This is a genomic window from Pseudomonas sp. GL-R-19, from assembly GCF_019956375.1.
GTDB lineage: Bacteria > Pseudomonadota > Gammaproteobacteria > Pseudomonadales > Pseudomonadaceae > Aquipseudomonas.
Genome location: NZ_JAHBDJ010000053.1, coordinates 1 through 24,342, shown reverse-complemented (window position 1 = coordinate 24,342; position 24,342 = coordinate 1). Strand labels below are relative to the sequence as shown.

Genomic DNA, 24,342 nt, shown 5'->3' with positions numbered 1-24,342 from the left:
GGTGATAATAATAACGAGCAGGCAATTCACGACATGGCATTACTGACTGAACACGAACAACGCAAAGTCGCCGAGGCCATTGCCCGGGTCGAGCGCGATACTGACGCGGAACTGGTGACCGTGCTCGCGGCCCGCGCCGACGATTATGTGTACATCCCATTGCTGTGGGCCAGCCTGCTGGCGCTGCTGGTGCCGGGCATCGTGCATTACCTCACCGGTTGGCTGACCCTGCACAGCCTGCTGATGGTGCAATGGGCGCTCTTCATTGTGCTGTGCCTGGTGTTCCGTCTGCCGAAAGTCACCACCCATCTGATCCCGCGCTCGGTGCGCCACTGGCGCGCCTCGAACCTGGCGCGCCGGCAATTCCTGGAGCAGAACCTGCACCACACCGAGGGCAGCACTGGCGTGCTGATTTTCGTTTCCGAAGCCGAGCGTTACGTGGAGATCCTGGTGGATGAAGGGATTTCCAGTCGCCTGGACAACAAGAACTGGGACGCCATCGTCGCCACATTCACCCAGCAGGTGAAGCAGGGGCAGACGCTGCAAGGGTTTGTCAGCTGCATCGAAGCCTGCGGCGAGCTGCTCAAGGTGCATGTGCCAGTGACCCATGTACGCAATGAGTTGCCGAACCGGTTGGTGGTGCTCGGCTAAGTCTTGCCATGGCGTTGTGTAGCGCCCATCGCTACAACTCCCGTCGATTGTCCGGGTTCGGCCTGATCGTCAGTATTTCTCTCTAACAGTGGACGCCCAGCGACGGGTGTTCCCGCGAAGAGGGATTCTTATGACAACCCAACAATCGAATGACTCTTTGGCACGGGTGGCGCCCGGCGCAGAGGCAAGTACACCAACGGCGAAGCTGACGGCGAAAGAAACACAAATCCTGATGTGGTGTTTCAAGGGCAAGACTTCCTGGGAAATCGCCAGGATCGAGAATTGCGCGGAATCTACCGTCAATTTTCACTTCGCCAATATTCGCCGAAAGTTCGACGTCAGCTCTCGCAGTTCCGCCCTGCTCAAGGCGATCGAGTCGGGAGCGATCATCGTGGATTCGGTCGTTGCGCGAGGTGCGCATGAGCCTGACTGATTCGACCTACAACGGTATCAGTGGGCTCATGTTGGGAATGGGGATTGCATCGCTGCCAGTGGTTGATGGCGAGGTACTGTTCGGTGCAATGCTCGGCGCGTGGCTGGTCACAACCACTCGCACTGACTTCAAGGCCTGGCAGCGCATCGGTTCCTGGTTGCTGTCTGCAGGTGTCGGTTACCTCTTCACGCCTGTCGCACATCCGCTGGTGCCTTTTCTGACCGCAGGCGTGACAGCCTTTCTTTGCGCACTGGTTGTTATTCCTATCAGCATCAAGCTCATGCAATGGATCGATAGCGTCGGTATCGGCGAAATCATTCGACACCTGCGAGGGCGAAGATGAGGGTCCGTGAATGGGTTGCTCTGGTGTGGGTGGCGGGCGCGGCATGTCTTGAAGCAATGAAACTTCGGATTACATGGGTCATCAAGTTTCATTCGAAGGTTTAAGTGTTGCCAGAATGGAGGCCATTTCGCAAAGCCTGAGTTCCATATCACGCAGTCGCTGCTTTTCCACGAGTGCGTTTTGTATCGCGCAGCGATCATCTTCGTCGAGCAATCGCCAGAGCGTGAGAATGGTGTTTTCCCGTGTTGTGCTTTCCTGATTGGCTTCCGAAGAATTAGTAACTGTTTGTCTCAAAATCGGACCTTCGCCCAGCAGCAACCAGTCAAGGGAGATACCCCGAGTTTGAGCAATTTCTACGCATAATGAGTACGGCGTGCTGTCACGGCCTTTCCAGCTACTAAGGGTTTGCGGGCTGATCTTTAGCGCCGAAGATAAAGAAACATCGGTTTTAGTACCTGTAACTTGCTTTAAACGAGCCAGAACAGCTTGTGATTTTTTGCTACGCAATTTGAGCCTCTTCCTTTTGACATATGCTTTTTGAGTGCCTAATTTATGCGTAATGAGTACTTTTTTTCTTGTAACTAATCAATCATCAAAGATGAGTCAGAAGAATACGATGTCGAAACTTCCTAATGCTATCAGGGTGATTTCCTACGAGCATGGCTCGAACCCATTACGCGTCTGCCCGATGCACTTCCTTATGTCTGGCAGACACTGTTCGCAAGACCGGAACGCCGCGATGAAACTCTCAAGCAGTATTGCGTTTGATCAGGTTGATTGCCACCCAATGACCGTCGGGAATCAAGCATGAGTACCTATAAAATGGTGTGCCCGCACTGCTTGAACAGGATGCGCATCCGCACCAGCGAAGGCCGACATATTTTCCTGCGGGTGGCGTATCTGCAATGCACGTCGGAAGCTTGCGGTTGGTCCGTGCGTGCCGAATTTGAAATGACCCATGAACTTTCGCCCAGTGGCATGCCCAATCCGGCCGTACGCCTGCCTTGCGCCGGCCCCGATTTGCGTCGTGCCACCCGGCCCGTAGCAGTCAGTCCTGCCACCACAGACGTGCCGCAGGAGACGTGAGCATGAAGGTCATCGATGAAAATGCAGATATGAATGAGGAACTATTGGCTATAGCCCAGGCGTTTCTGGGACGCCATGAAAGTGAAGGGGGGAACGATGATCAAGTCCTGTTTTGTCGCGCGGTGAAGCATCTGCAGAATCTGGATGTACCGATGTACCTGGCGGAAAGGCTGGTTAGCCGTGCCTACGGCGTACTCAAGTCGTGCGACGACCGGCGGCGCCTGGATATCGAGGCAAGTTCCGAAACGGTCGCCGTGGTGACTGACCCTGCCAATGGCCTGACGTGGGCGGTGCCAGTGGGGCTGATCGTCAAACACATCATCAACTCGCCGAACAACCGCAGGCTTCGCCTGGTGGAACCCTGAGTTTTCAGCGGTGGTATTGAGGTCCTGGGCACCATGACTGGGACCTGCCGCAAAATAACCCCGTGCCCAAAGTCTTCGTCCCCCTTAAAATACCGGCATTCTCCGATTTGCATCGCCTGAGGCCGTTTTTCCATGTCCGTCACCGCCACTCCCGCCAGCCTCGCGCCGGATCATCACGCCCAGTTCATCGACCTGGTGCAAACCAGCCTCGAGCACAATGCGTTCATCAAACTGGTGCTGGCCAAGTACGTGGGCGATGAAACGGACCTGCAGCGGATCATCATCAAACCGGTGACGGTCAAGACGCTGCCTTGCCTGTCCTTCGTCTACCGCTACAAGACCCGCGACATCACCAAGAACCTGCCGCTGGCCGAAGGCGTGGCGAGCATTGCCGAGCTGCTGCCCGCGTCGTTCAAAAATGCGCATTTGTTGGCGTTGACCGACGAAGCCCAGCTCGAATACAGCAAAAAGGGCAAGTCATCGCTGTTCAAGAGCAAACCTCAACAATTGCGCGAAGTGCCGTCGACCGAGCACAACCGTGAAAAAAACCGTTTTCTGGACCTGAGCCGGCCGTTTCTCGCCGACCTGGGTGTGACCAACAAGCAGCATGAACTGATCCCGGCGATGTCGCGCAAGTGGAAGCAGATCAACAAGTTCATCGAAGTGTTCAGCCATGCGCTGACCTCGTCGCCCCTGGCGCTGGACAAACCGGTGCGTGTGGCGGACTTCGGATCGGGCAAGGGTTACCTGACCTTCGCCATCCACGACTATCTGCGCAACACCTTGAAGGCCGAAGGCGAAGTGACTGGCGTCGAGCTGCGTGAAGACATGGTCACCCTGTGCAACGCAGCGGCCGCCAAGCTTGAGCACCCAGGCCTGGTGTTCAAGTGCGGTGACGTGCGCAGCGTGGCGCCGAGCGAGCTGGACGTGATGATTGCCCTGCATGCCTGCGACATCGCCACCGACTATGCGATCCACACCGGCATCCGCTCCGGTGCGGCGATCATCATGTGCTCGCCGTGCTGCCACAAACAGATCCGCCTGCAAATCCAGAGCCCGGCGCTGCTCAAGCCGATGCTGCAATACGGCTTGCACCTTGGCCAGCAGGCGGAAATGGTCACCGACAGTTTACGCGCGTTGTTCCTTGAGGCCTGCGGCTACGAGACCAAGGTGTTCGAGTTCATCTCCCTGGACCACACCAACAAGAACAAGATGATCCTGGCGGTCAAACGCGCCGAGCCGGTGGCCCCGGCCCGGTTGTTGGCGAAGATTCAGGAGCTGAAGGACTTCTATCACATCAGCGAGCATTGCCTGGAAACGTTGCTGCGCGCTGACGGTTACCTCTAATCCTGTTGTTGGAGCGAGCTAGCTCGCGAGGGACGTCAACAACAACGCGTACTTTCTGAATCAACGCGTCGGTTTCAAGTCCTTCGCGAGCGAGCTCGCTCCTACAGGGCGGCTGATCGCGGTCTTGCGTCCCAGCATCACCGTCACGATCACCCCGCCCGCAAACAGCCAGGTAATCGGCTCCACATGTTCACCAAAGAACAGCGCCGAGAAGGCGATGGTGAAGAAAATCTGCAGCAACTGGATCTGACTGACCCGGGCAATGCCGCCCATGGCCAGCCCGGCGTACCAGGCGAAGAAGCCGATGAACTGCGAAAATAGCGAGACATAACCGAAGGCCCACCAAGTCTTGGCCGAGATCTCGCCCTGATGCTGCAGCGCCAGATACACCACAGGCCCGATCAGCAGGGGTGTCGATAGCACCAGTGCCCAGCAGATCACCTGCCAGCCGCCCATCTCCCTGGCTAGTCGGCCTCCCTCGGCGTAGCCCAATCCGCCCACTGCAATGGCACCAAGCATCAGCCAATCACCGGCCTGAATGCTGCCGGCACCGCTGATCAGTGCATAACCGAGCACCAACGCGCTGCCCAATGCGGCGCAGGCCCAGAAGGCTTTCGACGGCCGTTCATGGGACAACCACGCGGCATACAGCGCCACGCACAGCGGCTGCAAACCATTGACCAGCGCACCGTGGGACGCCGGCAAGGTTTGCATGGCCCAGGCCGACAATACCGGGAAACCGAGGATCACCCCGGCCATCACCAGCGTCAGGCCTTTGACCTGCTTCCAGGTCGGCCATTTTTCCCGGTGCCACAGCAACAGCAACGCCGCCGGTACCGCTGCAAACAGTGCCCGGCCCAGGCCATTGAGCAGCGGGTGCAGCTCCTGCACGACGATCCGCGTGAAGGGCAGGGTGAGGCTGAAGATCACAACGCCGAGCAGGCCCAGGGCCATGCCGGTGTTTTCGCGCGAGGACATGATGGCAACCAGAATCGTGGGTGATGGGAGGTGGTGTTATCTAGCCATAAACCGGGTGCAAGCCGCTGTTACAGCTGGGTGCAGAGTTATCCGTACAGTTGCGAGTAATGCGAGCAACGCGTAGGAGCTGCCGAAGGCTGCGATCTTTTACCCGTCGCGCCACAAATCCAACAAATCCAATAAATCCAAAGATCAAGATCGAGATCAAAAGATCGCAGCCTTCGGCAGCTCCTACAGTGGTTCTGTGCATTCGTAGTAGCCGGTTGTTACCCGACCCGCCGGAATCGGACTACCTTGAATACTCTTGCACGCCCACTTCCAGAGGAGTCCTCCCCATGGCTGCGAAAAAAATCCTGATGCTGGTTGGTGATTACGTCGAAGACTATGAAGTGATGGTGCCGTTCCAGGCGCTGCTGATGGTCGGCCACACGGTGCACGCCGTTTGCCCGGACAAGGCCGCCGGCCAGACTGTGCGCACGGCGATCCATGACTTTGAAGGCGACCAGACCTACAGTGAAAAACCCGGTCACCTGTTTGCCCTGAACTTTGATTTCGCCAAGGTCAACGCCGCCGATTATGACGCCGTGCTGATTCCGGGCGGCCGTGCGCCGGAGTATCTGCGCCTGAACGAAAAAGTCCTGGAACTGGTACGCGCATTCGACAAGGCCGGCAAACCTATCGCCGCCGTGTGCCATGGTGCGCAGTTGCTGGCGGCAGCGGGTGTTCTCGAAGGTCGCGAATGCAGCGCTTATCCGGCCTGCGCCCCGGAAGTGCGCCTGGCGGGCGGTACGTATATCGACATTCCGGTGACGGACGGCCACGTTCAAGGCAATCTGGCCACGGCTCCGGCCTGGCCTGCGCACCCGAACTGGCTGGCCGGTTTCCTGGGGTTGCTGGGCACCCAAATCACGCTGTAACGAGGGACATATCCATGTGCGAGCTGTACGTCAAAGCCGACCCGATACTCTACGAATCGCGCTCCCGCTCGCTGCGCATCTGCGGGGTGGTCACCACCTTGCGGCTGGAGAATCAGTTCTGGGACATCCTCAGTGAAATCGCCGAGGTCGACGGCATGACCACCAACCAATTGATCGCCAAGCTGTATGATGAGGTGATGGATTATCGTGGCGAGGTGGTCAATTTCGCTTCGTTCCTGCGGGTCAGTTGTACGCGGTATCTGAGCCAGCGGCGGGCGTCGGCGCCGGAGTTGTCGGTGGTGCGGGCTGCGGCCAAGTAAGGAAGATTGTGTCGACTCCATCGCGAGCAGGCTCGCTCCCACAGGGATCACGCTGAACCTGTGGGAGCGAGCCTGCTCGCGATGGGGCCGGTACAGGCGACAGAAACACCAGGCTGGTCTTTACTGTGAAGCGCGCAACCTCTCAATCGCCCAGGAGAAAGAGCATGTCCGGATGGTATGAAGTGAGCAAAAGCAGCAATGGCCAGTTCAGGTTTGTCCTCAAGGCAGCCAACGCCGAGACCATTCTGACCAGCGAGCTGTACACCACCCACGCCGCCGCCGACAAAGGCATCGCCTCGGTCCAGGCCAACAGCCCGCTGGATGAGCGTTACGAGAAGAAAACCACCAAGGATGGCCACCCGTATTTCAATCTCAAGGCGGGCAACCACGAGATCATCGGCAGCAGCGAGGCCTTTTCCTCCGCTGCAGCCATGGAGAAAGGTATCGCCAGCGTGAAGGCTAATGGCCCGTCCAAGGTGGTCAAGGACAAGACGTTGCCGGTGCTTTGAATCAACGTTTCAACTTCACCGATATCCCTGTGGGAGCGAGCCTGCTCGCGAAAGCGTCAGATCAGTCGCCGCTAAACCTCGACCGGAACCGCCAGCTTCGGGCCACCCAACGCATGGCTCTTGGAATCAAAAAACCGCAACTCAACCCCCGTCCCCTCAAACACCTTCGCGTAATGCCGCTTCTGGTGCTGGATGAATGCCTTGCTGCGTGGGTAAATCGAGATCGCCACCACCTGCGGTTTTGCCAGGCGCAGGGCGTGGATGATGTGGCTGTCCTGCTCCCCCAACGCATGGCCGAAGATGCACAGCGCCTGGCCGTGACCGAGTAGTTGCTCGTAGCAGAACGACAGATAGTCCGAACTGCGGATGGTCTTGAGCTTGTCCGCACTCGGCCCTTCGTTGACGAACAGCGGCACGTCGTCGAGGGTCTTGATCGTGTTGTTGATGGCGAAACTGCCCAGCAACGTGCCCTCGGTCGACATCAGCTTGCGCGCCGTGCCGTCCTGGTTGCGCACCAGGTGCAGACCGCCGTGCAGGTACAGCAAACGGGTTTTGTCGGTGGCCGTGTCGCTCAGGTCGAAACCGGGTTCGACGCCCTGGAACAGGTCGGTGATCGCCTCTGGCTGGTGTTGCACCGCCCAGTAGTTGAGCAAGTCGTAGTTGGTGGTGAACACCGTGCGGTAGCTGGCCAATTCCTGATTGATGGTAACCAGCGTCGAAGGCACCACCAGCCGCCACGGGATATGCACCGCATGCACGGTGTTGATCAGCGCTTCCTTGATCGCGTAGTAGCGATTGCGCGGGGCGGCGGAGCTGACAGCCAGGGCCTTGTTGACCCGGCTGGTGGTTTTCAGGGCGCTCAGTACCTGCTCGAAACTGCGGGTCTGCAGCGCGTCGAACACACTCAGCTCGGACGGGCTCAGGGGTTTCTCTTCAACGGTGCGGGCGTTTTCGAACAGCGACTCGTAGCCGAAATCGTCCCACACCGCGCGACTGGCGCCGTTGCCCACCAGCAAGCCACTGAACGAAGTGGTGCTGCGCAAGACGTTCCAGTCTTCAAGTTGGGCATCGACATCCTGGAAATCGGTCATTGCGGTCTTCGTCTCACGGCAAAAGGTCTGTGGGCGGCGACTTTATCACGACCGGTGCCCGGACCACGGCACGACGCGGGCGAAGAACGCTATGCTGCGACTTCGCCTGAGCCGACTTCGCCGAGTACCCGATGCTGCAAAAAAGCCTGATCCGCCGTCTCGACCTGATCACTCTGCAACTGTTCGTCGCCGTGCATGAAGAGGGCACGCTGACCCGTGCAGCCTCGCGCGAAGCGATTGCCGTCTCGGCGGCGAGCAAGCGCTTGATGGAGCTGGAGGAGGCGTTGGGCATCAGCCTGTTCGTGCGCCAGGCCAAGGGCATGTCCCTGACGCCGGCCGGTGAAACCTTGCTGCACCATGCCCGGCAGATGCTGTTCAACGTCGAGAAAATCGGGCTTGAACTGGGCGAGCACAGCCACGGTGTGCGCGGCTATGTGCGGATGCTCGCCAACCTGTCGGCGATCATTCAGTTTTTGCCCGAGGACCTGCGGGATTTTTCCGAACGTCATCCACAGGTCAAGACCGACCTCGAAGAACGGCCCAGCGCCGGGGTGATTCAGGGCGTGCTCGACGGGGTGGCCGACCTCGGGATCTGTTCCATCGACAGTGACATCAAGGGCCTGCACAGCGAGCTGTATCGCCAGGACAAACTGGTGGTGTTGATGCCGCCGCACCATCCATTGGCGAGCCGCTCGAGCGTGGCGTTCGCCGATACGCTGGACAGCGATTACGTCGGCTTGCATGCCGCCAGTTCGATCAACATGCGTACCCATGCCGCAGCCCGTGAGGCCGGCAAGGTGTTGCGGGTGCGTATTCATGTTCCGGGGTTCGATGCGATGTGCCGGATGATCCAGGCCAACATGGGGATCGGCATCCTTCCGCAGCGGGCCTATGAATTGTTTGGCCGGGCGCTGGGTTTGCACGCGGTGCCATTGACGGACGAATGGTCCGATCGGGCGTTGATTCTGGTGGTGCGCGATGAGGCGTTGCTGTCGCCGGTGAGCCGGATGTTGTTTGAGCATTTGCGGGGTTCAGCCTGATAGTTCTCGGCTGAATGGGCGGGACTCATCGCGAGCAGGCTCGCTCCTACAGGGATCTTCAGTGCGGCGCCGATCCATTGTGGGAGCGAGCTTGCTCGCGATGACTGACCTGAGGTCGCGACAATCTTCCAGAGCGTTCGCATTTCGCGAACGCTCGTTGCCAACTGAAGGTTGGATTCCCGAGCCACCTGTCCTCTAGCCTTGGCACATATTCCAAGAACAAGAGGTACCCCGCGATGACTGCCCCCTTGAGTGCGATCAAAGTGATCGAGATCGGTACGCTGATCGCCGCGCCGTTTGCGGCGCGCATGCTGGCCGAGTTCGGCGCCGAGGTGATCAAGATCGAAGCCATGGGCCAGGGCGATCCCCTGCGCAAATGGCGCAAGCTGCACGAAGGCACCTCGCTGTGGTGGTACCTGCAATCGCGCAACAAGAAGTCCCTGGCGCTGAACCTCAAATCCCCCGAAGGCATCGAACTGGTCAAGCAACTGGCAACCAGCGCCGATGTACTGATCGAGAACCTGCGTCCCGGCGCCCTGGAGAAACTGGGCCTCGGTTGGGAGGTATTGCACGCGCTCAATCCCAACCTGACGCTGGTGCGGATTTCCGGTTACGGCCAGACCGGCCCGTACCGCGATCGTCCGGGTTTTGGCGCCATCGGCGAGGCCATGGGCGGCATCCGCTACACCACCGGCACACCTGGTTCGCCGCCGGCGCGGGTTGGCGTGAGCCTTGGCGATTCCCTGGCTTCGCTGCATGCGGTGATCGGTGCGCTGATGTCGCTGCTAAGGGTCAAGACCGGGCAGGGCGGCGGGCAAATCGTTGATGTGTCCCTGGCCGAAAGCGTGTTCAACGTCATGGAAAGCCTGGTGCCGGAATACGACATGCTTGGCCATGTGCGCGAGCGCAGCGGCGGTGCCTTGCCGGGCATCGCGCCATCCAACACGTATCTGACAGCCGATGGCGCCTACGTGGTGATTGCCGGCAACAGCGATCCGATCTACAAGCGCCTGATGCAAACCATCGGCCGCCCCGATCTGGCCGAGGCGCCGGAATTCGCCCACAACGACGGGCGTGCAGCCAAAAGCAATCTGCTCGACGCTGCCATCACCCACTGGACCAGCAGTTTGCCCATCGACGAAGTTCTGGCCGCGCTGGAGGCCGCCGAGGTCCCGGCCGGACGCATCTATTCGGTGGCCGACATCGTCGCCGATCCGCACTATCAGGCGCGGGACATGCTGCTCAATGCCGAGCTGCCCGGTGGCGCCACGGTGAAGATGCCGGGCATCGTGCCGAAACTCTCCGAGACACCCGGCGGCGTGAACTGGTCCGGCCCCGGGCTGGGCCAGCACACCGATGGCATCCTCGCGCAACTGGGTCTTACCGTTGCCGACATAGAGCGCCTGAAAGTCGAAGGAGTGGTGCAATGATCACCGACTATTCCGATAGCCTTATCGTGCAGGAAGTCTCCCCGCGCGACGGCTTGCAAATCGAGCCGACCTGGGTTGAAACCAACGACAAGATTGCCCTGATCGATCAATTGTCGCAGGCCGGATTCAGCCGCATCGAAGCCGGTTCGTTCGTGTCACCCAAGGCCATTCCTGCGCTGCGCGACGGTGAACTGGTATTCAAGGGCATCGCCCGGCAACCGGGGGTGATCTACGTTGCGCTAATCCCCAACCTCAAAGGCGCGCAACGGGCACTGGCGTGCCGTGCCGATGAGCTGAACCTGGTGATGTCCGCTAGCCAGACCCACAACCTGGCGAACATGCGCATGCGTTGTGAGGATTCGTTGGCCGCGTTCGGCGAGATTGTGCAGTTCGTTGACGACGGTCCCGTGCGACTCAACGGCAGCATCGCCACCACCTTCGGCTGTCCGTTCGAAGGCAAGATCGATGAGGACCGTGTACTGCAAATCGTCGAGGCGTATCAGGAACTCGGCATCCAGGGCATCACCCTGGCCGATACCACGGGCATGGCCAACCCGCGTCAGGTCGACCGGCTGGTGCGTCGGGTGCTGCAACGGGTCTCCCCGGCGGACCTGACCCTGCATTTTCACAACACCCGCGGCCTTGGCCTGTGCAACGTGCTGGCGGCCTACGAGGCCGGTGCCCGACGCTTCGACGCGGCCCTCGGCGGCCTCGGTGGCTGTCCGTTTGCACCGGGGGCATCGGGAAACATCTGCACCGAGGATCTGGTAAACCTGTGCGATGAAGTCGGCATTCATACCGGTATCGATCTGCCGCTGCTGCTGAAACTGTCCCGAGGACTTCCGGCGCTGCTCGGCCACGAAGTACCGGGGCAACTGGTCAAGGCCGGGCGCAATTGCGATCTGCACCCGATCCCCACCTGACACCAATCCCTTGTAGGAGCGAGCCTGCTCGCGATAGCGGTGGGTCAGTCAACATCAATGTTGGATGTGACTCAGCCATCGCGAGCAGGCTCGCTCCTACAGTAAAAAGCACCTCAACCAGACAACAAAAACAATCGGACACCCACGGGAAGTCCGCCTGGAGAACCGCAATGAGCCTTAATGCACTGGAGGCGGGCGCGAGCCCGGCCGTTAGCCACGACACCGAAAAAGCCTTGGTCAGCAAAGTCGCCTGGCGTCTGATGCCGCTGATCATGGTCTGCTACCTGTTCGCCTTTTTCGACCGCATCAACATCAGCTTCGCCAAGTTTCAGCTGCAGACCGACCTGAGCCTGAGCGACACCGCTTACGGCCTCGGCGCCGGGTTGTTCGTGGTCGGTTATGTGATTTTCGAAGTGCCGAGCAACATGATGCTGTACAAGGTCGGCGCCCGCCGCTGGATCGCCCGGATCATGATGTCCTGGGGCCTGGCCACGGCGGCCATGGTGTTCGTCAACAGCGAATGGCAGTTCTACGTGCTGCGCTTCGTGATCGGTGCGATGGAGGCGGGTTTCGCCCCGGGCGTGCTGTATTACCTGACACTGTGGTTCCCGCAGCACTACCGCGGGCGCATCACCTCGATGCTGTTCCTGTCGTCGGCATTTGCCGGCCTGGTGGGCGCGCCGTTCTCCGGGCTGGTGCTGCAACACCTCGACGGCTTCCTGCAAATGCGTGGCTGGCACTGGCTGTTCCTGCTCGGTGGCGTGCCGTGCATCGGCCTTGGTTTGCTGGTGCTGACCCTGCTCAAGGACCGCATCGAAGACGCCCATTGGCTGACGTCTTCGGAGAAGACCCTGCTGGCTAGCCGCATCGCCCGGCATGAGCCGCACAAGAGCGGTGGGTCGCTGCTCGCCGCGCTGCGGATTCCAGGTTTCCTGACCTTGGGCCTGATCTATTTCCTGATTCAGGTGGCGTCCTACGGCTTGAATTTCTGGGCGCCGCAACTGATCCGCAGCGCCGGCACCGAAAGTCCGGTGATGATCGGCTTGCTCACGGCCATCCCGTACATCTGCGGTGCCATCAGCATGGTGGTGATCGGACGCCTGTCCGATGCTTCTGGCGAGCGGCGCAAGTTTGTCGCCGGTCTGGTGGCGGTCGGCGCGATCGGTTTCTTCTGTGCAGGGATTTTCGCCAACCACACGACCTTCCTGATTGTCGCGTTGGGCCTGCTCGGTGCCGGGATCATCGCCTCTATCCCGAGCTTCTGGACCCTGCCGCCGAAACTGCTGGCCGGTGCCGGCGCGGGCGCTGCCGGCGGGATTGCGGTGATCAACACCCTGGGCCAGTTCGGCGGCATCGTCAGCCCGGTGATGGTCGGCCGGATCAAGGACCTGACCGGCAGCACCACGCCGGCGCTGTATGTCATTGGTGTCTGTGCGCTGATCGCGGTGGCGTTGCTGCTGTGGGGGTTGCCGCAGAAGTTGCGCACACTCGACAAGTTTTAAAAGATCGCAGCCTTCGGCAGCTCCTACTCGGACCACGCATCCCCGTAGGAGCTGCCGGAGGCTGCGATCTTTTGATCTTCAAGAAGTCGCTGTCATCGCTTTTTCCGCAGCGTCACGAGTTGCGCTTCTCGAGGTCTGCGCGATATCCATGAGTCGACATTGGTCGTTGTGCCGCCACCCTTTCAGATTCCGTCGTTCACCTTTGTACTGGTCTGGCACAAGCGGCGGGGCGGGGATCAGGCGTTGAACTGGTTGAATCGCAGGATTGAGGAGGGGGAGCGATCGCTAGAGGCTTTTCTAAAATGGCCTTTACCAATTGGAAGGTGGCAGGCGACGCGTATGAAAAATTCGTAGTACCTGAAGCCGACCTTGGCGAACCCGGTAGGGAATCAAATAGGGGCGATCAGGCATGATCCATTCCCGGGTACCGGGTAAGCGTCCTTCACGACCTGTCGCTGGAAATCGGGCACGGTGATCGACACTGGCGAGAATTGCCTGGACAAAATCTGCAGCAGCTTTTGGGTTCTCGATGGCGATGTACGCGGCTTCGTCATCCAGATTCTTTAACGCCGTACGCAACCACTCAACGCGCATTCGCCGTCCACTTGTCAGCCATTGCGTTCACTTCTTCTTGTGTCGCGAAGTCACCTTCATCGGCTTCTTTCAAGGCTTTCTGAATTTCCTCGATTTGCCACGCTTCACGGGCCAGGTATTCACGCAGCGCATCCACGGCCAGAAATGATTTACTGCGGCCCGTTGCTTTGGAAAGACTCGCGAGGGTATCGGCGATATCGTCTGGTATGCGCAGGGACATAACTGACATGGTGGTCTCGATGTAGTGGTTTGTAATACAACATACTACACCGTCATCTGTGGGGCGGGGCCAGCCCGTTCGTCTGTCGAGATGTTTCAGTCGACAGGCAATGACCTGATATAGACTGGCCACCATTTACCAAGCCGTTCAAAAGGATTCCCCATGACCCCATCGTTGCTAATGGCCGTGCTTGCCTCGGGTTTTATCTACGGCATCACCCCGGGGCCGGGTGTGCTGGCGGTGTTCGGCATTGGTGCGGCCCATGGGCGACGGGCCGGGGCGGGGTTTCTGTGCGGGCATTTGCTCGGCGATGTGCTCTGGTGCAGCACGGCGCTGATCGCGATTGTCGGTGCGCGGGAGATCGGCAGTACCGCGTTCGACGTGCTCGGTGTGCTCAGCGGCCTGTACCTGTTCTGGCTCGGCTGGCGTGCGGTGCGCGCCCGGCGCAGCAGCGTTGATGCGCCACAGGGGCCGGCGCGGCAACCGTTCTGGCACGGCATTCTGTTCGGTTTGACCAATCCGAAGGCCTATCCGGTGGCGGTGGCGACGTTCACGGCACTGTTGTCGAGCCGCGCGGAACTGCTCCACTGGTCAATGCTGCCGGCGCTGATCGCTCTGAGTTTCGTCGGCGGGTTGCTCGCCTACGCTATTCTCATTGGCGTTGTCGGTGCGCGGCGAGTGCGCAGCCTGTACCAGCGTCATGAACTGGCAATTACCCGGTTGTGCGGGGTGATGTTCATCGGGTTTGCCATCAACGCGCTGGTCCATGCGTTGCCGGGGCTGATGCCGAACAAGGCTTGAATGTGATCACAAGGACGCAGGCCGACAGGGCAGGGATGATTGATGAGCACTGCATAATCGGGACACCCACGCTGAACCATGGAAAACCGAAACTCCGCGCCGCTGGCGAGCTATATCGATCTGTTGCTGGACGCCGTCTGCGCGGTGGATAAACAAGGCCGTTTCGTCTTTGTCAGTGCGGCGTGCGAGCGCATTTTCGGCTACAGCGCCGATGAAATGATCGGAGAGACGATGATCGATATGGTGCACCCGGCCGATCGCCAGCGCACCCTCGACGCCGCCCGGGAAATCATGGGCGGCGAACCCAAGCTCAACTTCGAAAACCGCTACCTGCGCAAGGATGGTCGCGTGGTGCACATCCTCTGGTCGGCACGTTGGTCCGAGGACGATCAATTGCGCATCGCGGTGGCCCGCGACATCACCGAACGCAAGCAGGCCGAATCCCGGCAGGCCGCGCTGTATGCGATTTCCGAAGCGGCCCACGCGGCGGAGGATCTGCTGGCGTTGTTCAAGCGCATCCACATGATCATCGGCGAATGGCTGCCGGCACTGAATTTTTCCGTGGCGCTGTACGACGAGCGCTGCGCGCAGTTGAATTTCCCTTATCACGTCGATGACCACGAGCCACAGCCCGAACAGCCCGGAACCATGACCGGGCGCCTGTGCACCGAAGTGATCCGCACGGGGCAGCCGATCCTGTTGACCCCGGACCAGAACACACCGCCTGCCGGCTTCGAAGTGCTGTTGACCGGGCAGAACGCCCCGTGTTGGCTGGGGGTGCCGCTGAACTCGCAAAACGGCACCATTGGCGCGTTGATCGTCAAAAGCATTCCGGGCGGCGAGCGCTACACCGAGCAAGACAAGGAACTGCTGCAATACGTCTGCGCCCAGGTCGCAACCGCCATCGAGCGCAAGCAACTGCATGCCCGCCTGCAATACATGGCCCAGTACGACCAATTGACCCAGTTACCCAATCGCGAATTGCTGCGCGACCGGCTCAAGGCATCACTGCAAGCGGCCCGGGAGGACCGCGGGCGCATGGCGCTGTTGTACGTCGACCTCGACCGCTTCAAGCAAGTCAACGACACCCATGGCCACGCGGTCGGCGACATGCTGCTGCAAGCGGTGGCCAACCGGCTCAAGGGCTGCGTGCGGGAAACCGATACCGTGGCCCGCATCGGCGGCGATGAATTCGTGGTGTTGTTGCACAGCATTCGCGCTGCGGGCGATACCGACATCGTGGTCGAGAAAATCCGTCAGGTCCTGGTCCAGCCCCTGCGCCTGGACGGGCACAGCGTGAACATCCAGCCAAGTATCGGCGTCGCCCGATACCCCGATCACGGCACCGAAGAGAAGCAATTGTTCCGGCATGCCGACGAGGCAATGTACTGCGCCAAACGCGAGCATCACCTGCGACTGGTCTGAAAACCGGGCACCGTTCGTCGTGGTATCCATGCAATTTTCTAAACCTTTTGGGACGCGCAACTTCAGATTCTATGGGGGCTACAGCTCGCCGCGATCATCACCAGGAGGAAGAGAATCATGCCTAATTCAAGAAACTCGAACTCGGGGAATTTCGCTAACGATCGAACGAAGGCCTCTGAAGCCGGTCGCAAGGGTGGGAAAACCACCACCACGACCGTCGATAAAGACCCGGCGAAACCCGACATGAGCCGCAAGGGCGGTCAGAAAACCCGCTAAAGGATGCAGGTGGTTTTGATTGAGAGGCGGGGGCGAACGCTCCCGTTTGAACTTTTCAAGGAGGGCGCGACCATGAACCGGATGGCCACCCGATTATGTAATGCCAGTTTTGCCACGTTACTGGGCCTGATTGCCAGCAGCGCCTTTGCCCAGTCGCCCGCCGAATTCATCGACGAGGCCTCGGCAAAAGGTATCGCCGATATCGAAGCGAGCCGCCTGGCGCACCAGAAATCCGAGTCCAAAGAGGTCAAGGACTACACCATCGTCGTCATCAACGACCGCACCACTGCGAACCAGCACCTGGCGAAAATCGCCAAGAAACTCGACTTACCGGTCGCTCCACGCGAAGAGGTTGTCGAAAAGGCCAAAGCCCTGATGCCACAAGTCATGGATGGGGTGACTTTCGATGAGGCCTATACAGCCAGTCAGGTGAAGACCACCCAGGAAGCCATCGATCAGTTGCAACGGGAAGCACAGACCACCGACCTGCCGGAAATCAAGGCGTTCGCCGAAGAAACCCTGCCGAAATTGCAAAATCATCTGCAAATGGCCAAGGCGTTGCAGGCTAAAAGTTGAGCATAAGGATTGAACGCACACGGCGCGGGACTTCGGTCACGCGCCGTTTTTATTTTTAGCTCTGATCCAGAGGCGGATTGGGGTTATGCGTTGGATTCAGGCCATTGAGGTCGAGTACTCGACGTGGCCGAAAAGATGATTCTCTGAAACATTTGGCGGTGTTTGCTGCGGTATCGTAGCCGCCCGAGGACAACACACCGACAGGAGAACGCAATGAGTTGGTCCGCCAAACAGTACGTCGCTTTTGAAGATGAACGCACCCGTCCCGCCCGCGACCTGCTGGCGGCCATCCCCGCCGGGGACGTGCGCTTGGCCATCGATATCGGTTGCGGGCCCGGCAACTCCACCGAGTTGCTGGTGGAGCGTTTTGCCGATGCCACGGTGCGTGGGCTGGACAGTTCCAGCGACATGATCGACGCCGCTCGCAAGCGCTTGCCGCAGGTGCAGTTCGACATCGCCGACATCGACACCTGGAATGACAGTGGCCCGTTCGATGTGATTTTCGCCAACGCGGTGTTGCAGTGGGTGCCTGATCACGCCACGTTGCTACCGTCGCTGGTGAGCAAACTGGCGCCGGGTGGCAGCCTGGCCGTGCAGATGCCTGACAACCTGAATGAACACTCGCACCGCTTGATGCGTGAAGTCGCCGCTGATGGCCCTTGGGTCGGCAAACTGGCAGGCGCCGCTGGGCAGAGGGCTGAAATGGCCGATGCCAGCGGTTACTACTCGATACTCAAAGCCTGCTGCACCCGCGTCGATGTGTGGCGCACCACTTACCACCATCCTTTGGCGGGCGGCGCGTCTGGCGTGGTGGAGTGGTTCAAGGGCAGCGCACTGCGGCCGTTTCTCGATCCGCTGGATGAGACGGAACGGGCTCAGTATCTGAAGCAGTATCAGGTTGCTATCGAGCGGGCGCATCCGGTATTGGCCGATGGTTCGGTGCTGTTGCCGTTTCCGCGACTGTTTATCGTTGCGACCCGCTGATGGGAAAAAGGGACAGGCTTATCTGTCCCTTTTTTATCCATCAACGCTGAACGCCGACCAACATCATCATTGGCCGTTCCCGCTCTTCGGCAAGGGCCGGTTGCGCCGCCACCTCGGCATCGCTCGGCCCCCATTCGTTGACATGGCGGATGCTGAAACCCGCCGCTATCAGCGAGTTGAACAACGTCCCGATGGTTCGATGCTGCTTGATCACGCCGTCCGCCAGCCAGTTGGTCACGCGCTCGCCTTCCATCTGATAACCGTCCACGGGCCAACTTTTGCGGCCCTCGGCATCGATGGTCCAGCCAGGATTGCGCGGTGCCATGAAGATCGGGTGCTCGATGGAGAACACGAAATGCGATCCGGGTTTGAGGGCTGCGTAGACATGCGTGAACAGTCCAGGCAAGTCCTTGATGTAATGCAGTGCCAGGGAGCTGTAGGCCAGATCGAACGTGGCGGCGGGCAGATCGAGCTGTTCCAGGTCGGCGCGCTCATAACGGATGTTGGATGCGGATGTGGACTTGCGTGCCTGTTCCAGCATCTTTTCCGAAACATCCAGACCGAGCACGCATTCGGCGCCTTGCTCACTGGCCCAGCGGCAAAACCAACCGTAGCCGCAACCCAGATCCACCACCTTCAAACCCTGCATGGGCGGCAGCATGGCCTTCAGTGCAGGCCATTCCGGCGCGGCATCGAGACCGCCGATGGAGCGGGCCATCTGGCTGTAGCTCTGGAAAAATTCAGGGTCGTCGTAGATGTTTTGAGTCATGTCAGGGCTCTACTCAGTTCACTTGATCGCGTCGATTTCCACCAGTGCCCAAATACAATCTGCGTACTTAGGATTCGTCGAATGCAGGGTAACGTCGTTGGCTGTGGGGATGAGTGCATCGTTCTCGGCAAGAATCTCGAAATGCCCCTCGATAGCTTCGCGCACCATAGCAATTGCATGGTCCAGATTTTTACCGGCGGAAAAACAACCCGGAACATCCGGCACTTCCACGCCCCACGCATGTTCGTCGTCGCCCATGGAAATCGCAATCGGGTAAAACATGTTCATCGTCCTCCATAGAAAAGGCGGATGGGTATGAAACTCAATAGGCGCCTGGAAAGGCGCCTTATGGTTCGTCACGATGGTTCTGCATCCATGCGTCGAGCGATTACATCCAGCACATCGCAACCATCACGCAACGGCACGCAGCAGAGCAATGCGAAGTCACTGAGTACAACTGAGTCAGAGGTCAGGTCGCCGCGCATTGCGAGGTTTTCAAGAAGCTGAGTTACGGCTCGAATTCTATAGCTGGCGGTGCTGAGCAGGGAATGCAGGGGTTGGGTGGTATTGACGTAGAGGGAGGGGAGGTCGTCGGCGTTGCTGGTTAAAGCCATGTATTCATTCATGAGTGAGTACCAATTGTAGGTGGAAGACCTACCACTCAATCGTCGCCAAACAATAGGGTGGTAGCTGTACGCGGGTTGGCGAACCGGACAATGGTAAAACCGGCAGACCCGAAGGTCTCCCACGCACAGCTACCGAAAAAGCAGCCAAGCGTGATCAAAAGTGCTCCGAGAAATCCTCGGAGCCTTCTGTACCGTTGTTACCGAGTCGCCAAACCCGATACGCCATTTGGGCGCGGTCAGACTATAGGTCTCATGACAAAGGCACAGCAATGCGCAAGTGTACGGACATTTCCCAGTGTCGTGTAGGACGTTGCTTTTTCTAGCGTTGATCTCCGTTGGGCCTTTAAAAATCAGGTCTTAGCACTGAGTTCGGCAGGCCCATCACCAAATCCCGCGTACAAAAAAACCGGTCACCCGGACCGGTTTTCTCCTGAGTAGCAGTTGCACGCTATCCAGTTCTACCGAAGATCACTCTTCACCAGCCCCCATCACTCGATCCTCAAACGCGGAACGCACGGCATCCACAACACGTTGCGCCATGCCTTCATCTTCAAGCTGCGGGTATCCTTTCTTCAGCTTTCCGGACACCATCCAGCCATTCTCCTTGATCGAACGGATGATGCGGTTCGCATCCTGATCCGGCATTTCGATCACTTCTTTGAGATGTTCCTGTGCTCGCTGAAAGATCACCAAGACTCGGGCTTCATCCGCCATCTCCGTACGAATCGTGTGCTCGACGACGCGGGCTGTGTACAGGACATGTTCCGTGAGATCAGGGTATCGCCAGGCAAAGCACGCATCCTCGTATTCATCGAAGATGAAGTTGCTGGGAGTTCCGTCCTCGTAGGTCACGAGTTCGTCAAATCGATAGGCTGCAGCATAACGTCGCATGAACGGTCGGGAGAACACCTCGAGCGTACGGTCGTAGCCAGCCCTGAAGTCGATCGAGCTGGTGATCGTGGCTGACACGGGCAGGATCACTCCGTCGGGCACTGCCTTGTCCCGGATCAAGGTATCGTTGATCAGGAAGCGATGAATCCGGCCGTTGCCGTCACGCATGGGATGGATGTACACGAAGCCGAATGCAAGCACTGCGGCACGTGCTACTGACTCCGCTCCACGTGTAGCTATCTCGAACTCGTTGAGGCCGTCCAGTAACTGGGCGAGATTTTCGAAGGGCGGGGCAATGTAATGCACGATGTCTTCGCGCATTGTGGCCTGACCTACAAATACCGGGGAGCGCCGCAACCCGAGCCCGATGGCATCTCGCCCCAGAATGCCGGCTTGCAGGGAACGTAGGCTGTCATTGCTTAATGGGGCTTCGATATGGCCGCAGTGCTGGGCAATGACATGCGCGAACCGCTGGATACGATCAGCCTGGTCGGCCTCTTTTTCGATGAGAAAGCTGGCTCGCGACTCCTTGAACGTCAACCAACTGGCCGTACGCATCAAGATATCGGCACCAAATGTTCGATCCAACTCCTTCAACGCAGCGCCGAGATCGAATTGCAGAGCCTCTCTGACTGCCGCCGTACGACGAACCAAAGGGCAAAACCCGGGTGTACCGGGCAGGTTGTTTTTGACTCGCCAACGTCGAACTCGTGGTGGTTCGCTACGGGTGAGGTAGTCCTGCGCAGAAAGTGCATCGACATAGCCGCCGTTGGTTACGTCCGGCACATCCAGACTTTGCCCTGTCAGCCATTCGTAGAGAAACCCCGTGCGGCGAGCGTATTGGCCGAAAGGCTCCCGCTGGCACCAGGCTACGATAGGGTCGGGGCCGGTCTTCGCAAACAGACGGGCAAAGAATTCGAGATGAATCTCTTCGTACTTGAGGCCGAATTCGAAATGCCCTGAGAAATCGTCGGCAGGCCGGTAGCTCGGGGGATACTGATTCTGCGTATGCCCGCTACTTTCGCGACTGACACGTGTCGTGCCAACCGTCGACTCGACGCGCAGTGGCTGTGCCAGAACGATGTCGTACTGGTTTGCGAGTGCCTTTAGACCGACCTGCATTGACGAAATCCTTTACTGGGGCGAAAAAAACGCTAACGAATACCTGATCCTACGCGAAAACGTTAATTTTCGCGGGCGTGAAAAGGCTAACGGTCACCGAAATTCGCTAACAAATCCCCATCCTGCGAAAAAAACGCTAACGGGACTTTTATAGTAGTCGCTTCTGCGCAGGAGCATTTTGCGTATGGATGGGCGCCAGGTAAGCCTTCTAAACGAAAAAGTTGCGGAAGGTTCGGATGAGGGGAGCCCCTATACCTGCGAGTCCCCCAAATCGCGGACACAAAAAACCGGCCATCAAGGCCGGTTTTTTCTGTCTCTGCATCCCCCGTCAAAACCACCCTGACGTGAGATCAAAATTCGATTGGAGCGGGTGAAGGGAATCGAACCCTCGTTATCAGCTTGGGAAGCTGGAGTAATGCCATTATACGACACCCGCTCAGAGCGCTGACTTTGTACCAGATACGGCCGCGGATTTGAAGTTTTTCTTTATGTGGGGCGGGTTTAACGCAGATGTAACAAAAAAGCCCGGACCGCCTGACGGTCGATCGCGGGCAAACCTCGCGCCTGCAGAATACGTTTAACGCAGCAGGGCGGGGCTTGCTCGCGATGACGCTACTTCAGATTGCCAATGCATGATGTTCCTGGACTTTGTGGTAACGCGGTCGGCTTTCGTGTTGCGCTGGTTTCAGGAAACCCATCAGTGCGTTGCGGCTGTCTCGGCAGGCGGCTTTGTGCTCCATGTCGAGAAAGTGGCCGGTGGCCTGAAGGGTACTGAACGTGCTGTGTTGCACGTGGCTTTCGAACAACCGGGCGTCGTCGGCGGCGGTGTATTCGTCCCATTCGCCGTTGAGGAACAGCACCGGTACGTCGATTTTCTTCGCCGCGTGCAGGTAGCACTGACGGTCGCTGTGCAACACCTCGTTGATGTGGAAGTGCATCTGCCCGTACTCATGTTCGGCCAGGGAGCTGACGTGGCGATAGTTGAAACGCTTGAACAACGACGGCAGGTGTTTGCCGATGGTGTCGTTCACCAGGTGCCCGACCCGGTCGCGGTCCAGGTTGCCGAGGTGTTCGACGCCGCGCTCGAGGTAGTCGAGCATATGCGCGTTGATCACCGGGGAGAACGAGCTGATCACGGCTTTTTCGATGCGCCGTGGTCGTTGCGACAACGCCATCATGGTCGCGGCACCGCCCCAGGAAAACGACAGCACGTGTTCGGCGGCGAAGTGGTCGATCAGCTCAAGCAGGATCTGTCCTTCGATTTCCTTGGTGAGCATTTTCTCATGCAGGTTGTGGGCTTTTGACCGGCCCGCGTAGGGCTGGTCGTAGCAGACGACGTTGAACTGCGGATGGAGGTTTTTCACGGTTTGTGCAAACGACGCAGTCGTGGCCATCGAGCCGTTGACCAGGATAATGGTCTTCTCTGCGGCGTCTGCGCGATAGAACTCCGTGTAAACCCGATACTGACCCTGTATATCCAACACAGCGATTTCTGGCCTCATGTCATAAGACTCCTGGCAAGCGGGTATGCGCGCAAATGAGATTGCACGAGCTTTGTGACAGGTAGGCATACGCCTGGAATTTGAGAGGCCCATGTCGATCCACTGCAGTCCGGTCGACGGGTATTGTTATTGGCGGGCAGTCTGCCGGATGAGGCCGGAACCCTTGGGTTCCTACCGGCAAAAAGTTTCTTAGAAGTATGTGGTGACTAGTCGGTCACATTTCGGCCGACGTCCTGATTCAAGCAGGGGTCACGTCATCGCGCAAGTGCCATTGGTAAATTGTTCGACAACTTTCTGCTCGGCGGTCGCCTGCTTAGATCAATCCGATCTCTGCATCGCTCAGTGAGCGGTATTCGCCCGGTTTCAACGCGTCGTCGAGCACCAGCGGCCCCATGCGTTCGCGGTGCAGGCGCATCACCTTGTTGTTGAAGTGGCCGAACATGCGCTTGACCTGGTGATAGCGGCCTTCGACGATGCTCAGGCGTGCGCATTTTGCCCCGAGCAGCTCTAACCCGGCCGGTTGCGTGGTGAGGTCTTCGAAGGCGAAGTACAGCCCTTTGCTGAACTTGATCGCGTATTCGGGACCGATGTCCTGTTCGGTTTCGACGTAATAGACCTTGGGCAGTTTGGTCTGTGGTTGGGTCAAGCGTCGCGACCAGCTGCCGTCGTTGGTGATCAGCATCAGACCGGTGGTATTGAAATCCAGGCGTCCGGCGATGTGCAGTTCTTCCTTGTCCGGTTCATGAATCAGGTCGAGCACGGTCGGGTGCTGCGGGTCCTTGGTAGCGCTGACGCAACCGGCAGGTTTGTGCAGCATGAAGTGGCGCAGGGGTTTACCGACTTGCAGCACGTCGTTGTCGACTTCGACGCAGCTGAATTCGCGGACTTCGCTGTGCGGGTCGCTGACGACTTCTCCGTCAACCCTGACGCGTTTTTCCACCAGCAACAGGCGCACCTGCTTTCGGTTGAAGCACGGCAGGTTGCTGAGGAAACGGTCGACGCGCATGACTTAAGGATCGGTGAAGAAAGGGGCGCGCATCTTACTAGAACGATTCGGGCGCTGCTTGCAGCTGCGCTTCGACTTCGGCGCAACGCGGGCACAGGCACGAGGCGTTGCGCAGTTCCGTCGGCAGCGCCTGGAGCACCGCCGGGTCGATACTGACGCCGTAGCACCAGCAGGCGCGGTCAGCGGTTCGCGGGTCGGCCAGGGTGCAGTCGTTGGGGGCGCCGCAGGCGGGGCAGAGCTCAGGCTGGTTCATGGACGGAGTGAGACTTCTCTACGCAGGTTCGGTTGCGGCCACTTTGTTTGGCCCGATACATCGCATGATCCGCCCGCGACAGCAGGCTGTGCAAGGTGTCATCGGGCTGCCGGTAAATAACCGCTGGATTCATAGGGTAAATCGGCAGGGATCAGGTGCGGCGGTGCCTGAGCTGATGCCTTCGCTGGCAAGTCGGATCGCCGCACCGCAGCTCCTACAAGTTCTGCGCTGACCCTGGACTGCACCCCAAAAGTTGGACACCAACCCTGACTTTTGGCGGTGTTTCCATGGGCAAGTTTTCGCTTCAGTTCAAAATTACGGCCATTGAGGCTTATATCAACGGCAATGAAGGCTTTCGCAAG

Annotated in this window: 30 protein-coding genes, 1 tRNA gene and 2 pseudogenes; 19 read left to right on the top strand and 14 right to left on the bottom strand. The window is 58.9% G+C overall.

Features of this window, described 5'->3' with window-relative positions; all coding sequences use genetic code 11:
* The first annotated feature begins 33 nt into the window (after window positions 1-33).
* The 3 genes from KGA83_RS23420 (at window position 34) to KGA83_RS23410 (ending at window position 1,427) form a co-directional block, all read left to right on the top strand.
* Window positions 34-651, top strand: a complete 618-nt coding sequence (locus KGA83_RS23420; protein ID WP_108216778.1) for a TPM domain-containing protein — start codon at window positions 34-36, stop codon at window positions 649-651.
* 130 nt (window positions 652-781) lie between these two features.
* Window positions 782-1,084, top strand: a complete 303-nt coding sequence (locus KGA83_RS23415) for a helix-turn-helix transcriptional regulator (RefSeq protein ID WP_108216779.1) — start codon at window positions 782-784, stop codon at window positions 1,082-1,084.
* The gene (locus KGA83_RS23410; protein ID WP_108216780.1) at window positions 1,071-1,427 is read left to right on the top strand and encodes a putative holin; all 357 of its coding nucleotides are present in this window, start codon (window positions 1,071-1,073) and stop codon (window positions 1,425-1,427) included. The genes KGA83_RS23415 and KGA83_RS23410 overlap by 14 nt, the downstream gene beginning before the upstream one ends.
* An 81-nt stretch (window positions 1,428-1,508) precedes the next feature.
* Here the strand turns inward: KGA83_RS23410 and KGA83_RS23405 are convergent, their stop codons facing one another.
* The gene (locus KGA83_RS23405; RefSeq protein WP_177413309.1) at window positions 1,509-1,934 is read right to left on the bottom strand and encodes a helix-turn-helix domain-containing protein; all 426 of its coding nucleotides are present in this window, start codon (window positions 1,932-1,934) and stop codon (window positions 1,509-1,511) included.
* Window positions 1,935-2,234: 300 nt separating this feature from the next.
* Here KGA83_RS23405 and KGA83_RS23400 point away from each other — a divergent pair, with 300 nt between their 5' ends.
* From KGA83_RS23400 to KGA83_RS23390, 3 genes are all read left to right on the top strand, one after another.
* Window positions 2,235-2,513, top strand: a complete 279-nt coding sequence (locus KGA83_RS23400) for an ogr/Delta-like zinc finger family protein (RefSeq protein WP_223531035.1) — start codon at window positions 2,235-2,237, stop codon at window positions 2,511-2,513.
* 2 nt (window positions 2,514-2,515) lie between these two features.
* A complete protein-coding gene (locus KGA83_RS23395) occupies window positions 2,516-2,878 on the top strand; it encodes a hypothetical protein (protein WP_108216782.1) in 363 nt (120 codons plus the stop codon).
* A 132-nt stretch (window positions 2,879-3,010) separates the two neighbouring features.
* Complete coding sequence (locus KGA83_RS23390; RefSeq protein ID WP_108216783.1) at window positions 3,011-4,225, top strand: class I SAM-dependent methyltransferase; 1,215 nt, start codon at window positions 3,011-3,013, stop codon at window positions 4,223-4,225.
* 60 nt (window positions 4,226-4,285) lie between these two features.
* On the opposite strand, the gene KGA83_RS23385 is transcribed toward KGA83_RS23390, so the two are convergent.
* Complete coding sequence (locus KGA83_RS23385; protein WP_108216784.1) at window positions 4,286-5,203, bottom strand: DMT family transporter; 918 nt, start codon at window positions 5,201-5,203, stop codon at window positions 4,286-4,288.
* Between the two features lie 335 nt (window positions 5,204-5,538).
* On the opposite strand from KGA83_RS23385, the gene KGA83_RS23380 reads away from it, so the two are divergent.
* From KGA83_RS23380 to KGA83_RS23370, 3 genes are all read left to right on the top strand, one after another.
* Window positions 5,539-6,120: a DJ-1/PfpI family protein gene (locus tag KGA83_RS23380; protein ID WP_108216785.1), complete on the top strand. Its 582-nt coding sequence runs from the start codon at window positions 5,539-5,541 to the stop codon at window positions 6,118-6,120.
* Window positions 6,121-6,134: 14 nt separating this feature from the next.
* Window positions 6,135-6,440 carry a ribbon-helix-helix domain-containing protein gene (locus KGA83_RS23375; RefSeq protein WP_108216786.1) on the top strand — a complete coding sequence of 102 codons (306 nt, stop codon included), beginning with the start codon at window positions 6,135-6,137 and terminating at the stop codon, window positions 6,438-6,440.
* 164 nt (window positions 6,441-6,604) lie between these two features.
* Window positions 6,605-6,949: a YegP family protein gene (locus KGA83_RS23370; protein WP_115948221.1), complete on the top strand. Its 345-nt coding sequence runs from the start codon at window positions 6,605-6,607 to the stop codon at window positions 6,947-6,949.
* A gap of 71 nt (window positions 6,950-7,020) precedes the next feature.
* On the opposite strand, the gene KGA83_RS23365 is transcribed toward KGA83_RS23370, so the two are convergent.
* A complete protein-coding gene (locus KGA83_RS23365) occupies window positions 7,021-8,040 on the bottom strand; it encodes a DUF4917 family protein (RefSeq protein WP_115948220.1) in 1,020 nt (339 codons plus the stop codon).
* A 131-nt stretch (window positions 8,041-8,171) separates the two neighbouring features.
* On the opposite strand from KGA83_RS23365, the gene KGA83_RS23360 reads away from it, so the two are divergent.
* The 5 genes and pseudogenes from KGA83_RS23360 to KGA83_RS23340 all read left to right on the top strand — a co-directional run.
* The gene (locus KGA83_RS23360; protein WP_108216789.1) at window positions 8,172-9,080 is read left to right on the top strand and encodes a LysR family transcriptional regulator; all 909 of its coding nucleotides are present in this window, start codon (window positions 8,172-8,174) and stop codon (window positions 9,078-9,080) included.
* Window positions 9,081-9,316: 236 nt separating this feature from the next.
* Window positions 9,317-10,510: a CaiB/BaiF CoA transferase family protein gene (locus KGA83_RS23355; protein WP_223531034.1), complete on the top strand. Its 1,194-nt coding sequence runs from the start codon at window positions 9,317-9,319 to the stop codon at window positions 10,508-10,510.
* Window positions 10,507-11,433 (top strand): hydroxymethylglutaryl-CoA lyase, encoded by a 927-nt coding sequence (locus KGA83_RS23350; protein WP_108216791.1) that lies wholly within the window; start codon window positions 10,507-10,509, stop codon window positions 11,431-11,433. The genes KGA83_RS23355 and KGA83_RS23350 overlap by 4 nt, the downstream gene beginning before the upstream one ends.
* 170 nt (window positions 11,434-11,603) lie before the next feature.
* On the top strand, window positions 11,604-12,935 hold the full coding sequence (locus tag KGA83_RS23345; protein WP_108216792.1) for an MFS transporter: 1,332 nt from the start codon (window positions 11,604-11,606) through the stop codon (window positions 12,933-12,935).
* Between the two features lie 111 nt (window positions 12,936-13,046).
* A pseudogene (locus tag KGA83_RS23340) lies at window positions 13,047-13,289 on the top strand (hypothetical protein); the annotation flags it as partial.
* Here KGA83_RS23340 and KGA83_RS23335 read toward each other — a convergent pair.
* Complete coding sequence (locus tag KGA83_RS23335) at window positions 13,245-13,529, bottom strand: type II toxin-antitoxin system RelE/ParE family toxin (protein WP_108216793.1); 285 nt, start codon at window positions 13,527-13,529, stop codon at window positions 13,245-13,247. The pseudogene KGA83_RS23340 and the gene KGA83_RS23335 sit on opposite strands and share 45 nt — an antisense overlap.
* Entirely contained in the window at window positions 13,519-13,758 is a 240-nt protein-coding gene (locus tag KGA83_RS23330; protein ID WP_108216794.1) for a CopG family ribbon-helix-helix protein, read from the bottom strand. The genes KGA83_RS23335 and KGA83_RS23330 overlap by 11 nt, the downstream gene beginning before the upstream one ends.
* A gap of 153 nt (window positions 13,759-13,911) precedes the next feature.
* Here KGA83_RS23330 and KGA83_RS23325 point away from each other — a divergent pair, with 153 nt between their 5' ends.
* The 5 genes from KGA83_RS23325 (at window position 13,912) to tam (ending at window position 17,811) form a co-directional block, all read left to right on the top strand.
* Window positions 13,912-14,550, top strand: coding sequence for a LysE family translocator (locus KGA83_RS23325; RefSeq protein WP_108216795.1), 639 nt, complete (start codon window positions 13,912-13,914; stop codon window positions 14,548-14,550).
* A gap of 78 nt (window positions 14,551-14,628) precedes the next feature.
* Window positions 14,629-15,975: a GGDEF domain-containing protein gene (locus KGA83_RS23320; protein ID WP_108216796.1), complete on the top strand. Its 1,347-nt coding sequence runs from the start codon at window positions 14,629-14,631 to the stop codon at window positions 15,973-15,975.
* Window positions 15,976-16,092: 117 nt separating this feature from the next.
* Window positions 16,093-16,251: a KGG domain-containing protein gene (locus KGA83_RS23315; RefSeq protein ID WP_108216797.1), complete on the top strand. Its 159-nt coding sequence runs from the start codon at window positions 16,093-16,095 to the stop codon at window positions 16,249-16,251.
* Between the two features lie 72 nt (window positions 16,252-16,323).
* A complete protein-coding gene (locus tag KGA83_RS23310; protein WP_108216798.1) occupies window positions 16,324-16,827 on the top strand; it encodes a DUF4142 domain-containing protein in 504 nt (167 codons plus the stop codon).
* 213 nt (window positions 16,828-17,040) lie between these two features.
* Window positions 17,041-17,811, top strand: coding sequence for a trans-aconitate 2-methyltransferase (tam, locus tag KGA83_RS23305; RefSeq protein ID WP_108216800.1), 771 nt, complete (start codon window positions 17,041-17,043; stop codon window positions 17,809-17,811).
* A 40-nt stretch (window positions 17,812-17,851) separates the two neighbouring features.
* Here tam and KGA83_RS23300 read toward each other — a convergent pair whose 3' ends face one another.
* The 9 genes and pseudogenes from KGA83_RS23300 to KGA83_RS23260 all read right to left on the bottom strand — a co-directional run.
* Window positions 17,852-18,580 (bottom strand): class I SAM-dependent methyltransferase, encoded by a 729-nt coding sequence (locus KGA83_RS23300; RefSeq protein WP_108216801.1) that lies wholly within the window; start codon window positions 18,578-18,580, stop codon window positions 17,852-17,854.
* A 21-nt stretch (window positions 18,581-18,601) separates the two neighbouring features.
* A pseudogene (locus tag KGA83_RS23295) lies at window positions 18,602-18,862 on the bottom strand (type II toxin-antitoxin system HicB family antitoxin); the annotation flags it as partial.
* A 74-nt stretch (window positions 18,863-18,936) separates the two neighbouring features.
* Window positions 18,937-19,206 (bottom strand): short-chain dehydrogenase, encoded by a 270-nt coding sequence (locus tag KGA83_RS23290; protein ID WP_095945127.1) that lies wholly within the window; start codon window positions 19,204-19,206, stop codon window positions 18,937-18,939.
* Between the two features lie 468 nt (window positions 19,207-19,674).
* Window positions 19,675-21,219: a Fic family protein gene (locus tag KGA83_RS23285; protein WP_223531033.1), complete on the bottom strand. Its 1,545-nt coding sequence runs from the start codon at window positions 21,217-21,219 to the stop codon at window positions 19,675-19,677.
* 362 nt (window positions 21,220-21,581) lie between these two features.
* Window positions 21,582-21,655 (bottom strand) — tRNA-Gly (locus tag KGA83_RS23280).
* A gap of 181 nt (window positions 21,656-21,836) precedes the next feature.
* The gene (locus KGA83_RS23275; RefSeq protein WP_108216803.1) at window positions 21,837-22,721 is read right to left on the bottom strand and encodes an alpha/beta fold hydrolase; all 885 of its coding nucleotides are present in this window, start codon (window positions 22,719-22,721) and stop codon (window positions 21,837-21,839) included.
* Window positions 22,722-23,034: 313 nt separating this feature from the next.
* Window positions 23,035-23,727, bottom strand: coding sequence for a pseudouridine synthase (locus KGA83_RS23270; protein WP_223531032.1), 693 nt, complete (start codon window positions 23,725-23,727; stop codon window positions 23,035-23,037).
* A 37-nt stretch (window positions 23,728-23,764) separates the two neighbouring features.
* A complete protein-coding gene (locus KGA83_RS23265) occupies window positions 23,765-23,980 on the bottom strand; it encodes a cysteine-rich CWC family protein (protein ID WP_218430366.1) in 216 nt (71 codons plus the stop codon).
* A gap of 98 nt (window positions 23,981-24,078) precedes the next feature.
* Window positions 24,079-24,342: hypothetical protein (locus tag KGA83_RS23260; protein WP_223531031.1), on the bottom strand; the 264-nt coding region annotated here is incomplete at its 5' end.